We start from the raw sequence: 13309 nt of genomic DNA, 5'->3' as shown, positions 1-13309 counted from the left end.
ACCCCGCAGAACGCGATACGGCGCACGTCCGCGCGGGGACGTGCGCCGTATCGTCATCGGCTCCGGATCAGGTCATCCGGGCCGGGTCATCCGGGCCGGGTCATCCGGGCCGGGTCATCCGGGCCGGGTCACTCGAAGGCGGCGGCCGCCATCGGCTCCGCCTTCTCGCCGGGGGCGGCGCTGGGAGCGCCGCTGCGCAGCGGGACGTGCTTGATGAAGGCCGCGATGATCGGGACGACCGCGGCGAACACGACCGACCACAGGAAGACCGTTCCGATCGTGTTGGCGAGCGCCTCCAGGAAGCCCGACTTGATCGTCGGCGGGAGAGCGTCGAGCACCTTGTGGTCGATCGGCCCGCCGCCGGAGCCCGCCAGTGCTGCGGCCTGCGGGCCGAGCTTGGCGCTGATCTCGTCGACCAGCCGGCTGTTGAAGATGGCGCCGAACAGCGAGATGCCGAACGAACCGCCGATCGAGCGGAAGAACGTCGAGGCGCTGCTGGCGACGCCGATGTCCTTCTGCTCGACGCTGTTCTGCGCGATCAGCATGGTCGTCTGCATCAGGAAGCCCATGCCGAGGCCGAGGACGGCGATGTAGACGCCGGTCCGCCAGGCGGGGGTGTGGACGTCCTGCGTCGACAGCAGCCACATCCCGATGGCCATGATCACGCCACCGATCACCGGGAAGCTCTTGTACTTGCCCGTCTTGGTGATCGCCCGGCCGACGAACAGCGACACGACCATCGACGAGGCCATCATCGGCAGCAGGAGCAGACCGGAGTTGGTGGCCGTCGAGCCCTGCACGATCTGCTGGAACATCGGCAGGAAGGTGATCGCGCCGAACATCGCGAAGCCGAGCAGGAAGCCGAGCAGGTTGATCAGCGTGAAGTTCCGGTTGGCGAACACGTGCAGCGGCAGAATCGGCTCGGCCGCCTTGCGCTCGATCGGGATGAACACCGCCAGCGCGACGACCGCCAGGGCGGCCAGCCCCAGGATCTGCCACGAGCCCCACGGGTAGCCGTGCTCCTGACCACCCCACGAGGTGATCAGCACGATCGCCGTGATCGCCACGGTGAGGACGGCCGCGCCGGCCCAGTCGATGCGGTGCTCGGTGCGGTGCTTGGGCAGGTGCAGCTTGAGCACCAGCCAGAGCAGCGCCACGCCGCCGAGCGGCAGGTTCACGTAGAACGCCCAGCGCCAGTTGAGGTTGTCGGTGATGAACCCGCCGACGAGAGGCCCCGCGATCATGGCCAGCGACATGATCGCCGCCATGATGCCCTGGTACTGACCCCGCTCACGGGGCGGGACCAGGTCACCGATGATGGACATCACGCCCACGATGAGCCCGCCGGCGCCGAGGCCCTGCAGCGCGCGGAAGGCGATCAGCTCGATCATGCCGTCGCCGGTGCCGCCGAACAGCGACGAGCCCGCCATGCCGCAGAGCGCGGAACCGACCAGGAAGATGATGATCGAGCTCAGGAAGATGTTCTTGCGCCCATAGAGGTCGCCGAGCTTGCCCCAGATCGGCGTGGAGACCGTGGTGCCGAGCACGTACGCGGTGGTGACCCAGGTGAAGTAGTCCAGGCCGTTGAGTTCCCCGACGATCCTCGGCATCGCCGTACCGACGATCATGTTGTCCAGCATCGCCAGCATCATCGCCAGCATCAGGCCAGGTAAAACGATCATCACTTCCCGGGACCGGCCGGGCGCGGCCGCGGTCTCCGTCGTCATGGGTGCCCCCTTTGGAGAAAATTACTTACTTGCCGACAGGCTAGTGCCCGAGGCACGGTATTGTCCTTACTTGCCGGCCGTCAAGTTAATTAGGAACCGTTGGAATGGGTGCTCAAACCGACACGCGCAGCCGCATCCAGGAGGTCGCGATCAGGCTCTTCACCGAGCAGGGGTACGAGGCGACGTCGCTCCGGGAGATAGCCGAGGCCCTCGGCGTGACCAAAGCGGCACTCTACTACCACTTCCGCACCAAGGAAGACATCGTCGCCAGCCTGATCGAAGACCGCGTCAAGGCGCTGGACGAGCTGATCGCGTGGGCGAACGGGCACCCGCGCACCCCGGAGACCCGGGGGGAGCTCATCCGCCGCTACTCGGCGCAGATGTCCGAGGGACGCCACCACGAGATCATGCAGTTCATGGACCGCAACAAGACGGCGTTGCAGGGCCACGCCCAGGTCGACCTGATGCGCGAACGCCTGGGCGAGCTGATGCAGGCGCTGTGCGGCCCGGACGACCCGCTGCCGGTCCGGCTGCGGCGCTCGATGGCGCTGTTCGCGATGCACGCGGCCTGGTTCTTCCTCCGCGACGAATCCTCGACCGAGGAGGAGCGGACCGCTGCGGGGCTGCAGGTCGCACTGGAATTGGCCGACGCCTCGGGTAGTTGATCCCTCTCTCGTGGGAAGGTGATCGACATGCTCTTCGGACAGGAACACGTCAAGCGTTACATCGAGACCGACGGCGAGGAAGGCCACGACTGGCAGGGCACCACGGTGGCCATCCTCACCACCAAGGGCCGCAAGTCGGGCCTGCCTCGCAGCACTCCTTTGATCTATCAGCCGTACGGCGACGCCTATCTGGTGGTGGCCTCCAAGGGCGGTGCGCCCGAGCACCCGCTCTGGTATCGCAACCTCCAGGCCGATCCCGAGGTGGAGTTCCAGATCAAGGGAGACAGGTTCAAGGCGCACGCCCGTACGGCGACCCCGGAGGAACGCCCGGACATGTGGCGGACGATGACCGCCGCGTGGCCCGCGTACGACGAGTACGCGACCAAGACCGACCGGGAGATCCCGATCGTCGTCATCGAACGCGTGTAGTTCGCCGGGCGGGCCGGGCGGCCGGTGGTCAGGAACCGCCGGCTCCCGGCTCGCCTCGTCGTCCGCACGCGGCGTCTCGTCGGCGGCGTGCAGATGGGTGCGCTCCCCGTCGTGGTCGAAGATGCTGAGGATCTCGACCGGCCCCTCGTGGGCGTCGACGCTGTGCGGGGTCATGCTCATCGGGGGCCCCTCCCGGCGAACCCGGTGACTCGTGCGGCCGGCGGCGGTATCTTTCCCGCGTGATCCTCAGTGACGGGGGAGGTTCCGTGAGCGACGGCCGCACCGCCGAAATCATGATCGCCGAGGCCCGCAAGGCATTCTGGGTCATGGTCGGCTTCCTGGCGCTGATCTGGGTCGTGCAGGTGGCCAACTGGGCCTCGGCCTACTCGCTCAGCTACAGCTACGGGATCAGGCCGTGGGACCTCGGGCGACTGCCCGGGATCGTGTCCGCTCCGCTCCTCCACTGGAGCTGGGAGCACATCGAGGGCAATTCCGGGCCGCTGTTCATCTTCGGGTTCCTCGCCGCCTACCGGGGCGTGCGGCGCTTCCTCGGCGTGACCGCGCTCATCGCCGTCGCCAGCGGGCTCGGCTCGTGGTTCACCGCCGACTCCTCCACGGTCGGCGCGGGCGCGAGCGGGCTGGTGTTCGGCTACTTCGGGTACGTGCTCGTACGCGGAGCCTTCGACCGGCATCTGATCGACATCGTCATCGGCCTGGTCATGGGCCTGTGCTTCGCCTACCAGTTCGCCGGCCTGCTGCCCGCCGAGGGCATCGGCTGGCAGGCCCACGTCTTCGGTTTCGCCGGCGGCATCCTCGGCGGCTACCTGTTCCGCGACCGGAAGGCCAAGCACATCGGCAAGGGCACGACCGGGAGCGCGGCCCCCGGCACGAACGCCCCTCCCGGCTCCAGGGCGGCCCTGCTCAAGGAGATCGAGGACCTCGGCCTGTGACGCGTACGGGTCAGACCTCGCACGGGTCGGGCGGGTAGAGGGGGATGGTGGCGGTGAGCGCGAACCCGCCCTCGCGGGTCAGGCCGTACGTGAGCCGCCCGCCCAGCTGGGCGACGCGCTCACGCAGGCCCGGCAGCCCGTAGCCGCCTCCGGCGTCGGCGGGCACCCGGACCGGCACCGCCCGGCCCTTGCCGCTGTTGACGACCGACACGTTCAGCACGTCGCCGTGTGCCTCGCAGACCACCTGCACGTCTGCCCCGGGCGCGTGTTTGCGCACGTTGTTGAGGCCCTCCTGGACGACGCGGTAGCAGGCGTGACCGGCCTGCCGCGACAGCGTCTCCTCCGGCACGTCGTAGTGCAGGGCGACGCGCAGGCCGGTGGCCCTGCTCTCCTCGACCAGGCGGGGTATCCCCTCGACGCTCTCCGCCGAGGGAGGCAGGTCCCTGCGCCGCAGCGCCGTGAGCAGCTCGCGCAGCTCGGTCAGCGCCCGCACGCCCTTGTCCTCGATGTTCCTGGCCAGCTTGCGGATCTCCTCCAGCTCGTCGGTGTCCTGGATGAGCCCGGCGTTCAGCACCATCACGGTCACCGCGTGCGTCACCGTGTCGTGCAGCTCACCGGCGATGCGGCGGCGTTCCTGGGCGGCGGCGCGCTCCTCGCGCGCCCGCACGCCCGCGCGCAGCTCCCGGATCATCGTGCGGTAGCGCCACACCCACGTGCCCACCAGCGCGGGCAGGAAGATCAGTGTGATCGCCCGCACCGCCAGGGCGACCGGCAGCCGGTCGGTGTAGGGGCTCGCCCAGTCGGCCAGCATGTAGACCCCGGCGAGCGCGGCGGCCACCCACGGCCATCGGCGCACCGTGTTCTGCGCCGTCATCGAGTACGCCGCCAGCATCAGCGGGATGGTCTCGCCCGCGAGCAGGGCGCAGGCGACCGTGGCCCCGATCATCGGCCAGGCCACGCTGCGCCGCACCAGCATGGACAGGGCCGCCGCGCACACGGCGGCGACCTGCGCCCACCACGGCACGGCGAGGAACGGCAGGTCCGGGAAGGAGTGGCCGAACAACACCGGCGGCAGCCCGAAGGCGAGCACCGCGACGGCGAGCAGCACGTCAGCCGCCGCCTCCCGGCGCTCGGCGAGCCCGGCCCACTTCTCCCCCATACCGCTAGTTTGTGGGTTTGACCTGCGGCTTCGTGCAGCGCCACACCCCTTTGACGTAGCTGTGCCACACCTTGCCGTACGCCGGGCCGGTCGAAACAGTCATGCGTCTTGGGCAGGATAAGAGCGTGAGCGACAGCATGAGCCTCCTCCGCCGTCTTCCGTCCGGCCCAGAAGCCGGAGCCGACCCGGACGCGCTGTTCGACGCGTTCGCGTCCTGGAACGCCGATCGGGGGCTCACGCTCTACCCGGCACAGGAGGAGGCGCTGATCGAGGTCGTCTCCGGCAACAACGTGATCGTGTCCACGCCCACGGGCTCGGGCAAGAGCCTGATCGCGGCAGGGGCGCACTTCGCGGCGCTGGCCCGCGACGAGATCAGCTTCTACACCGCGCCGATCAAGGCGCTGGTGTCGGAGAAGTTCTTCGACCTGTGCGCGCTGTTCGGCACCGAGAACGTCGGCATGATGACCGGCGACGCCACCGTGAACGCCGACGCGCCCGTCATCTGCTGCACCGCCGAGATCCTCGCCCAGATCGCGCTGCGCGACGGAGCGGACGCCGACGTCGGCACCGTGATCATGGACGAGTTCCACTTCTACGCCGAGCCCGACCGCGGCTGGGCCTGGCAGGTGCCGCTGCTGGAGCTGCCGCAGGCGCAGTTCGTGCTCATGTCGGCCACGCTCGGCGACGTCGAGCGCTTCCAGACCGACCTCACCCGCCGCACGGGCCGTCCCACCAGCGTGGTCAAGCACGCCGAGCGCCCGGTGCCGCTGATCTACTCCTACCGCACCACTCCCCTGCACGAGACGCTGGAGGAGCTGCTGTCCACCCAGCAGGCCCCGGTCTACGTCGTGCACTTCACGCAGGCCGCGGCGATGGAGCGGGCCCAGGCGCTCATGAGCATCAACATGTGCACCAAGGCCGAGAAGGAGGCCATCGCCGCCCTCATCGGCAACTTCCGCTTCACGACCCGCTTCGGCCGGGCCCTGTCCCGGCTCGTACGGCATGGCATCGGCGTGCACCACGCGGGCATGCTGCCGAAATACCGCCGCCTGGTGGAGCGGCTGGCCCAGGCGGGCCTGCTGAAGGTCATCTGCGGCACCGACACGCTCGGCGTTGGGGTCAACGTCCCGATCCGCACCGTGCTGTTCACGGCGCTGTCGAAGTTCGACGGCACCAAGGTGCGGCGGCTGCGGGCGCGGGAGTTCCACCAGATCGCCGGGCGGGCCGGGCGGGCCGGTTTCGACACGGTCGGATACGTCGTCTGCCAGGCGCCCGACCACGTGATCGAGAACGAGCGGGCGCTGGCGAAGATCGGCGACGACCCCAAGCGGCGCCGCGGCTACGCGCGCAAGAAGCCCCCGGAGGGGTTCGTCGGCTGGAGCGAGGACACGTTCGAGAAGCTCCAGACGGCCGAGCCCGAGCCGCTGACCTCCCGGTTCAAGGTCAGCAACGCCATGCTGCTGTCGATCATCAACCGGCCCGGCGACTGCTTCCAGGCGATGAAGCGGCTGCTCACCGACAACCACGAGGACCGCAAGGCGCAGCGCCGCCACATCAGCCACGCCATCGCGATCTACCGCTCGCTGCTGGCCGGCGGCATCGTGGAGAAGCTCGCCGAGCCCGACGAGCACGGCCGGATGGCCCGGCTCACCGTCGACCTCCAGGAGGACTTCGCGCTCAACCAGGCGCTGTCCACCTTCGCGCTGGCCTCCTTCGAGCTGCTCGACCGCGCCTCCCCGACGTACGCGCTCGACATGGTCTCGATCGTCGAGTCCACGCTCGACGACCCCCGGCAGATCCTGCACGCCCAGCTCAACAAGGCCAGGGCCGAGGCGGTCGCGCAGATGAAGGCCGACGGCATCGAGTATGAGGAGCGGATGGAGCGCCTCGCCGAGATCACCCATCCGATGCCGCTGGCCGACCTGCTCTTCGGCGCGTACGAGACCTACCGGCGCGGCCACCCGTGGGTCGGCGACCACGTCGTCAGCCCCAAGACGATCGTGCGCGACATGTACGAGCGGGCCATGACCTTCACCGAGTACATCCAGTTCTACGAGCTGGCCCGCTCGGAGGGCACGGTGCTGCGCTACCTGGCCGACGCCTACCGGACGCTGTCGAAGACGGTGCCCGAGCACCTGAAGACCGACGACCTGGTGGACCTCATCGAATGGCTCGGCGAGCTGGTGCGCCAGGTCGACTCCAGCCTGATCGACGAGTGGGAGAAGCTGGCCAACCCCGCCGAGGCGCTGGCGGCCGGGGAGGAGCTGGAGACCAAGACCCGCCCGGTCACCGCCAACGCCCGCGCCTTCCGGGTGCTGGTCCGCAACGCGATGTTCCGGCTGGTGGAGCTCGCCGCGCTCGACCGAGAGGAGGAGCTGGTCGAGCTCTACCCGGACGTCGACTGGGCCGCGGGCCTCGACGCCTACTACGAGGAGCACGACGAGATCCTCACCGGCCCGGCCGCCCGCGGCCCGGCCCTGCTGCTCATCGAGGAGGAGAAGGAGCTGTGGCGGGTGCGTCAGATCATCGACGACCCGGCAGGCGACCACGACTGGGGCATCGGCGCCGAGGTCGACCTGGCCGCCTCCGACGAGGAGGGCCACGCCGTGCTCCACGTCACCGGCCTCACCCGCCTCTGAGCCGCGTCCACCTCTGAGGGGCGGCGTACGGCGCCCGCTCAGCCGTAGAACTTCCTGGCGCCCTCATGGAGCGGCACGGGGTCGGTCTTCGGCGCGTCGCCAAGGTGATCTCCTTGGCCGCCGCGTGCACTGCGGGCGTCCATCTCGATCGCGAGGAAGACGCCCAGGTAGTAGAGGACGGTCGGGATCGTGGCGTAGACGAGCACGGTCAGGTAGCTCACGCGCAGGTATTCGGCGATGATGAACGCCGCCGCGCCCAGCGTGGGAGGCGAGAGGATCGCGCCGATGCCGGCCGCCGCCAGCACTCCCCCGGCCTGCTCGCGCGGGTAGCCGGCGCGGCGCAGGATGGGCCAGGCCACGCTGCCCACGCTCACCGTCGTCGCCACGCCGGAGCCGCTCACCGTGCCGAGCAGGAACCCCGCGAGCGTGACCGTGCGCCCCGGCGCGGAGCGCGAGCGGCGGAACGCGGCGAAGAACCGGCCCGCCCTGGAGGCGTCCAGCACGGCGCGAGGGGCTCCGGCTGTCAAAGCCCGATCGGGCATGGCCCGTTCGGGGGAACACCACGCGCCGCCCCGCCGGTCTCGGCACGATAGCCAGCACCACCACGATCCCCGTCCGCGAATGTCGGTGGCGGCGCGTACGTTCACGCCGGAAGCACATCCGAGTTGGTGATGAGCATGACCACGATCCAGGAGCAGGCGGCCGTCCTCGCCCTGACCAGGGCCACGCACGGCGCGCCCTGGTTCCACACCGCACGCGTCATCCTCGACGCCGGCAGCGCGCTGAAGCTGCTCGACGGCGGGTGCGCGAGCCGGGACGAGGACGACCGGGCGCACGCCGCCGCCGTCGCCGCCCGTGTCGGGCCCGCCGACCTCGCGTGGGGGCGTGAGCTCGTCGCCGCCATGCGGGCCGAGGGCGTCCGCCTCGTCACCGTGCTCGACGCCGATTACCCCGGCAACCTGCTCTGGGCGTACGACCGGCCGCCGTTCCTCTGGGTGCGCGGCGGGTTCCGATCCGGAGACCATCGGGCCGTCGCCGTGATCGCCGAGCGCGACGCCGGCCACGCCGCCGACGCGGCACGGTCCCTGGCCGAGGCCGGGCTGGTCGTCGTCTCGCCTCTCCGCACTCCGGTGGACGCCGCCGTCCACCGGGCCGCGCCGGCCGCCGGTGGACGGACCCTGGGCGTCCCCGAGGGCGGCGTCGGCGGCCCGGCAGCCCTCGGGGAGTACGCCAGTGTGGCCGGGCGGATAGCCGAGCGCGGCGCGGTCGTCTCCTCCTGCTGGCCCGGCACCGCCCCCGGCGGCCGCGCCGCCGACCACGCATGCGTCGTGACCTGCGGACTGGCCGACTGCCTGTACGTCGTGGACGGCGCCGACGGCGGCCCTTCCTCCCGGCACGTCGAGGAGGCGCTGAACACCGGCAAGCATGTGTTCGTGTCACAGCGGCTCCACCAGGAACAGCCGTGGGCGCGGCGAGCGGGCGCACGGGGAGGCATGACTGCCGTTCAGGACATTGACGACCTGTGCGCGCAGGCGGTGAATCTCGTAGATATGGCCCCCCGAACGAACACCTGCTGATGATGGGTGACGCCGAGGCGTTCACTCGTGATTTCCTGCCGCTGTTCCGTGCCGTCCCGCCCGCCCGGCCGGGTGTCTGCCGAATCTGCCATTCCGGGCCGAACGACCGCGCGGACGGCCGGCCGTGGCCCATCTGCGCCAGTTGCAAACGCACGACGGAGCGCCTGACCGGCCACACCGAGCACGTCGTGCCGATCTCGCTGACCATCAAGGACACGCAGTTGTACGACGTCCTGGTGCGCAGGCGAGAACCCGCCATCGGCACGGCACGGCGCAACCGGCTCGATTTCCTGGCCGCGACCCTGACCCACTTCTTCCGCGAACACGCCGCCTGCCTCCAGGGGCTGGCCGGCGGGCCCTTCACGACGGTGGCCACGATCCCGAGCACGCGCACCGAGCGCCCCATCGAGGCGTTCCACTACATGGAGAAGGTCATCGGCAAGGTCGGCGCGTGGGCCCGCCTTCACCGGCCCCTCCTGCTCCAGGCGGTGGACGCGTACGCTCCGGTGCTCGCCGCGCGCGACTCCCACCCGGCCGCGTTCCGGGTGCTGGGCGACAGGGGGCAGGGCGACGGGGTGCATGGCGCCCGGGTGCTGCTGGTGGACGACCTGTTCGTGTCCGGAGCCCACGTGCAGAGCGCCGCGTCCGCGCTCATCGGCCGAGGCGCCAGGGCGGTCGTGGCCCTCGTGATCGCCAGGTTGGTGAACCCGGCGTCGACGGACCCCTACAGCGCCGGGATCTGGCAGGAGTCGGGCGACCGGCGCTTTGGCTTCGACCGCTGCTGCGTCTGCGACCGCGACCGCGACCACCCGGCGGCGCGGCAGCCGGTGCGGCGGGCCCGGGGGTGATCCGGGCCCGGGTTCACGGGCGGCTGCCGCGGGCGGACCGCAAGACGTAGGCGGTGAGCACCGCGGCCCCGATGACGGCCTGGGCCGCGAGATACGGCGCCACCGAGGCGGGCCGCGACGCCAGCGCGGCGAGCGCGGGCAGCGACCCGGCCAGCGCGAGGTCCACGCCGGTGAACGCCCACAACAGCGGTCCGGTGGGCACCGCGCCGCCCGGGGTGTCGATGACCGGCATGGAGTGGTCGACGGGACGCCGCCGGGCCATCCGCAGCGCGCCCGCGGCGAGCGCGGGGGCGGCCGCAGGACCGAGCGCCCACCAGGCTCCCGGCGGCAGCTCGCCCACGGCCTGGAGCACTCCCAGGGCGAGCGCCGACCAGGCGGCGGCCAGCAGCGCGGGCAGCACGGCCCGGGCGGCCATCACGGCCCTGCCGTCCACGGCCAGCATGCGGGCCAGGGCCGGGTCGCCGCCGTCGCGCCGGACCCCCGCCGTGCACATCGCGGCGGCGGTCAGCGCCCCGCACAGCAGCAGCCCGGCGGCCGGTCCGAGCCCGTCTCCTGTGGCGTTCGCGCAGACGGCGGGCAGGGCCGCGGCGCCGAGCAGCGCCGCCAGGCGGCCGGGCCGCCTGCCCACCCGCAGCCATTCCTGCCAGGCCGGCGCGGACGCCGGGCCGAGCCGCGACACCAGGCGGGGCCAGGGACGCGAACGCAGGGCACGGCCGCGCCAGTGGGCGTCCTCCGCGACCCAGGTGAGCATCCCGGGATCAAGGGTGGTCGCCGCCGAGGTCACCCGCGCCGTCCTGGTCGAGGAGGCCAGGATCCGGTGGGCGGGGATGCGGTCGAGCGCCGCCCAGGCCCGCCGTACGAGGAAGGCGGCCACGACGGAGGCGACGCCCGCGACCGCCGCGCCCAGGGACGCGGGCGCCTCGGCGACGGCGGCGAGCATCCGGCGGGCGGGGCCCGCGCCGAGCACGGCCGCGAGCACGGCCACGGAGAGAGCCCCGCCGATCAGGAGCTGCAGCCGGGTGTCGGCGGCCGGGGACTGCTGGCCGAGCACCGCCGTGGCCATGCCGCCCGCGCCCGCGGCGGCGCCGAGCACCAGCGCCGCCGCGAGCCGCACCCCGAGCTGACCGGGGGCTCCGAACAGCCACAGCGCGGTCAGCCCGAGCGCCGCCCCCGCGAGCACCGCCGCCACCAGCAGGAGCAGCGCCGTACGGCCGAGCACGGCCCGGCGGGGCAGCGGCGACGTCACCAGCCACGACGCGTCGGCGGCGGGCAGCACGACGGGCCCGAGGGCCCGGGCCAGGGCGAGGAATCCCGCGTAGGCCGCGGCGACCAGCGCCAGCCCGGGGCCGAGCCGTGCGGGGTCGGCCTGACGGGCCAGCCCGGCGAGCGCCTCCGCGACCGGGTGGCCGAGCACCGCGGCGGCGACGAGCAGGACGAACACGCTGGTGTAGCGGTCCGACCAGGACGCCGGCCGCCTCCGGCGGGCGCGGAGGTAGGCGAAGGCGGGGTGCGTCCGCGCGGTCGCCGGGATCACGACGCCGCCCGCAGCGTGATCACACGGGCTCCCGTCTCCCGCGCCAGCAGCTCGTCGTGGGTGGCCATCACGACCGTGCCGCCCTCGGCGGCGTAACCGCGCAGGATCCCCGCGAGGCGCTGCCTGAACCCGGCGTCCAGGCCGCGCTCCGGCTCGTCCAGCAGGAGCAGGCTGCTCGGCCGCAGCAGCGCCATCGCCAGCGACAGCCGCTGCCGCTGGCCGGTGGACAGCGACAACGGGGCGAGATCGGCCCGGGCGGTCAGCTCGAACGTCTCCAGCGCCTCGTCGACCGTCAGGCGGGCGTCCTGGTGGACGGCGCTCATCAGCTCAAGATGTTCGCGGACGCTCAGGCCCGGATACCAGGCGGGTTCGTCGCCGGCCTGCACGACCCGCCGCCAGAAGTCCGGGAGGTCCGCCGGGGGCCCGCCGAGCACGTCGATCTCGCCGCGCGGCGAGGGGTGCAGACCGGCCAGGCAGCGCAGCAGCGTCGACTTGCCGACGCCGTTCTCCCCCATGACCGCGACGATCTCGCCCGGAGCGGCGGTGAGATCGACGTCGCGCAGCACGGGCACACCGCCCAGGTCCAGCCCGACTCCACGGGCCGTGATGATCGCGTTCGCCATGCCCAGAGCCTATGCGCAGGTGCCACAGGCGTGGTCAGCCGCCGGAGGTGGGGTCTTCGGCTCCGGCGCCGGGGATCGTCATGTCGTCGGGGTCGTCGAGCCAGCCGTGCGGCAGCGACACCTTCGACCGCTCACCGCTCTTGCCGCGCGGGCCGTCGGCCTCCTCCGGCCACGGCTGGTCCGCGTCGAGCTCGGCCACCCGCTCGGCCATCTCCGGCAGCCGGGTGACGGAGGTGAGGGCGCGACGGGTCTCGGCTCCGACGACGAAGCCCTTGAGATACCAGCCGACGTGCTTGCGGAAGTCGGCGAGGCCGTGCGGCTCACTGCCGATGACCTCGCACAACAGCTCGGCGTGGCGCAGCATCATCGCGCCGACCTGTCCCAGGGTCGGCCGGACGCGCTCGGCCGAGCCCCGGAAGGCGAGGTCGAGGTCGCGGAACAGCCACGGCCGCCCCAGGCAGCCCCGGCCGATCACCACTCCGTCGCAGCCGGTCTCCGCGACCATGCGCAGCGCGTCGTCCGCGCTCCAGATGTCGCCGTTGCCGAGCACCGGGATCTCGGGCACCGCGTCCTTCAGCCGCTTGATCGCGTCCCAGTGCGCCGTGCCGCCGTAGTGCTGCCGGGCCGTACGGGCGTGCAGGGCGACGGCGGCGAGGCCCTCCTCGACGGCGATCCGGCCCGCCTCGACGTAGGTCAGGTGGTCCTCGTCGATGCCCATGCGCATCTTCATCGTGACCGGCAGCGGCCCGGCGCCGGTCACCGCCTCGCGCAGGATGGCGCGCAGCAGGTTGCGCTTGTACGGCAGGGCCGACCCGCCGCCCCTGCGGGTGACCTTGGGCACCGGGCAGCCGAAGTTCAGGTCGATGTGGTCGGCCAGGTCCTCCTCGGCGATCATCCGGGCGGCCTTGCCGATGACGGCCGGATCGACCCCGTAGAGCTGGATGCTGCGTGGGGACTCGTCCGCGCCGAACCGGATCATCTGGAACGTCAGCGGCACCCGCTCGACCAGCGCGCGCGAGGTGATCATCTCGGACACGAACAGGCCGCCGCCCTGCTCCCGGCATAACGTCCGGAAACCGATGTTCGTGATGCCCGCCATGGGAGCGAGCACCACCGGGGGCCAGACCTCGAACGCGCCGACTTTCACCTGTTCATTCT

Annotated in this window: 12 protein-coding genes; 6 read left to right on the top strand and 6 right to left on the bottom strand. The window is 71.8% G+C overall.

Features of this window, described 5'->3' with window-relative positions; translation table 11 throughout:
* Nucleotides 1-128: 128 nt before the first annotated feature.
* Nucleotides 129-1727, bottom strand: coding sequence for an MDR family MFS transporter (locus tag HCK04_RS28165; RefSeq protein WP_142650410.1), 1599 nt, complete (start codon nt 1725-1727; stop codon nt 129-131).
* A gap of 104 nt (nt 1728-1831) precedes the next feature.
* On the opposite strand from HCK04_RS28165, the gene HCK04_RS28160 reads away from it, so the two are divergent.
* The 3 genes from HCK04_RS28160 (at nt 1832) to HCK04_RS28150 (ending at nt 3771) form a co-directional block, all read left to right on the top strand.
* The gene (locus tag HCK04_RS28160; protein WP_142650409.1) at nt 1832-2392 is read left to right on the top strand and encodes a TetR/AcrR family transcriptional regulator; all 561 of its coding nucleotides are present in this window, start codon (nt 1832-1834) and stop codon (nt 2390-2392) included.
* Between the two features lie 27 nt (nt 2393-2419).
* On the top strand, nt 2420-2821 hold the full coding sequence (locus tag HCK04_RS28155) for a nitroreductase family deazaflavin-dependent oxidoreductase (protein ID WP_142650408.1): 402 nt from the start codon (nt 2420-2422) through the stop codon (nt 2819-2821).
* 266 nt (nt 2822-3087) lie between these two features.
* The gene (locus HCK04_RS28150; protein ID WP_205830806.1) at nt 3088-3771 is read left to right on the top strand and encodes a rhomboid family intramembrane serine protease; all 684 of its coding nucleotides are present in this window, start codon (nt 3088-3090) and stop codon (nt 3769-3771) included.
* A 10-nt stretch (nt 3772-3781) separates the two neighbouring features.
* Here HCK04_RS28150 and HCK04_RS28145 read toward each other — a convergent pair whose 3' ends face one another.
* The gene (locus tag HCK04_RS28145; protein WP_142650407.1) at nt 3782-4930 is read right to left on the bottom strand and encodes a histidine kinase; all 1149 of its coding nucleotides are present in this window, start codon (nt 4928-4930) and stop codon (nt 3782-3784) included.
* Nucleotides 4931-5067: 137 nt separating this feature from the next.
* On the opposite strand from HCK04_RS28145, the gene HCK04_RS28140 reads away from it, so the two are divergent.
* Nucleotides 5068-7569 carry a DEAD/DEAH box helicase gene (locus HCK04_RS28140; RefSeq protein ID WP_142650440.1) on the top strand — a complete coding sequence of 834 codons (2502 nt, stop codon included), beginning with the start codon at nt 5068-5070 and terminating at the stop codon, nt 7567-7569.
* Between the two features lie 38 nt (nt 7570-7607).
* On the opposite strand, the gene HCK04_RS28135 is transcribed toward HCK04_RS28140, so the two are convergent.
* Nucleotides 7608-8096: a TRAP transporter large permease subunit gene (locus HCK04_RS28135; RefSeq protein ID WP_205830805.1), complete on the bottom strand. Its 489-nt coding sequence runs from the start codon at nt 8094-8096 to the stop codon at nt 7608-7610.
* Between the two features lie 150 nt (nt 8097-8246).
* On the opposite strand from HCK04_RS28135, the gene HCK04_RS28130 reads away from it, so the two are divergent.
* Both HCK04_RS28130 and HCK04_RS28125 read left to right on the top strand, forming a co-directional pair.
* Nucleotides 8247-9146, top strand: coding sequence for a DNA-processing protein DprA (locus tag HCK04_RS28130; RefSeq protein ID WP_168066326.1), 900 nt, complete (start codon nt 8247-8249; stop codon nt 9144-9146).
* A complete protein-coding gene (locus tag HCK04_RS28125) occupies nt 9146-9994 on the top strand; it encodes a phosphoribosyltransferase (protein WP_142650405.1) in 849 nt (282 codons plus the stop codon). The genes HCK04_RS28130 and HCK04_RS28125 overlap by 1 nt, the downstream gene beginning before the upstream one ends.
* 13 nt (nt 9995-10007) lie before the next feature.
* On the opposite strand, the gene HCK04_RS28120 is transcribed toward HCK04_RS28125, so the two are convergent.
* From HCK04_RS28120 to dusB, 3 genes are read right to left on the bottom strand one after another with little or no spacing between them, the layout of a single operon-like run.
* Entirely contained in the window at nt 10008-11528 is a 1521-nt protein-coding gene (locus HCK04_RS28120; protein ID WP_260617432.1) for a DUF6297 family protein, read from the bottom strand.
* On the bottom strand, nt 11525-12151 hold the full coding sequence (ccmA, locus tag HCK04_RS28115; protein ID WP_142650404.1) for a heme ABC exporter ATP-binding protein CcmA: 627 nt from the start codon (nt 12149-12151) through the stop codon (nt 11525-11527). The genes HCK04_RS28120 and ccmA overlap by 4 nt, the downstream gene beginning before the upstream one ends.
* A gap of 34 nt (nt 12152-12185) precedes the next feature.
* Nucleotides 12186-13298: a tRNA dihydrouridine synthase DusB gene (gene dusB / locus HCK04_RS28110; RefSeq protein WP_260617431.1), complete on the bottom strand. Its 1113-nt coding sequence runs from the start codon at nt 13296-13298 to the stop codon at nt 12186-12188.
* Nucleotides 13299-13309: the final 11 nt, after the last annotated feature.

Origin of the sequence: Microbispora sp. CL1-1 (genome assembly GCF_012034195.1) — a bacterium.
Classification (GTDB): domain Bacteria; phylum Actinomycetota; class Actinomycetes; order Streptosporangiales; family Streptosporangiaceae; genus Microbispora.
The sequence above is the reverse complement of the archived record's forward strand: the minus strand, read 5'-3'. Positions and strand labels throughout refer to the sequence as shown.

Coding starts and splice junctions, on each gene's coding strand:
- HCK04_RS28165 (WP_142650410.1), bottom strand. CDS start 1,727: ATGACGACGGAGACCGCGGCCGCGCCCGGCCGGTCCCGGGAAGTGATG.
- HCK04_RS28140 (WP_142650440.1), top strand. CDS start 5,068: ATGAGCCTCCTCCGCCGTCTTCCGTCCGGCCCAGAAGCCGGAGCCGAC.
- HCK04_RS28155 (WP_142650408.1), top strand. CDS start 2,420: ATGCTCTTCGGACAGGAACACGTCAAGCGTTACATCGAGACCGACGGC.
- HCK04_RS28125 (WP_142650405.1), top strand. CDS start 9,146: ATGATGGGTGACGCCGAGGCGTTCACTCGTGATTTCCTGCCGCTGTTC.
- ccmA (WP_142650404.1), bottom strand. CDS start 12,151: ATGGCGAACGCGATCATCACGGCCCGTGGAGTCGGGCTGGACCTGGGC.
- HCK04_RS28145 (WP_142650407.1), bottom strand. CDS start 4,930: ATGGGGGAGAAGTGGGCCGGGCTCGCCGAGCGCCGGGAGGCGGCGGCT.
- HCK04_RS28160 (WP_142650409.1), top strand. CDS start 1,832: ATGGGTGCTCAAACCGACACGCGCAGCCGCATCCAGGAGGTCGCGATC.
- HCK04_RS28130 (WP_168066326.1), top strand. CDS start 8,247: ATGACCACGATCCAGGAGCAGGCGGCCGTCCTCGCCCTGACCAGGGCC.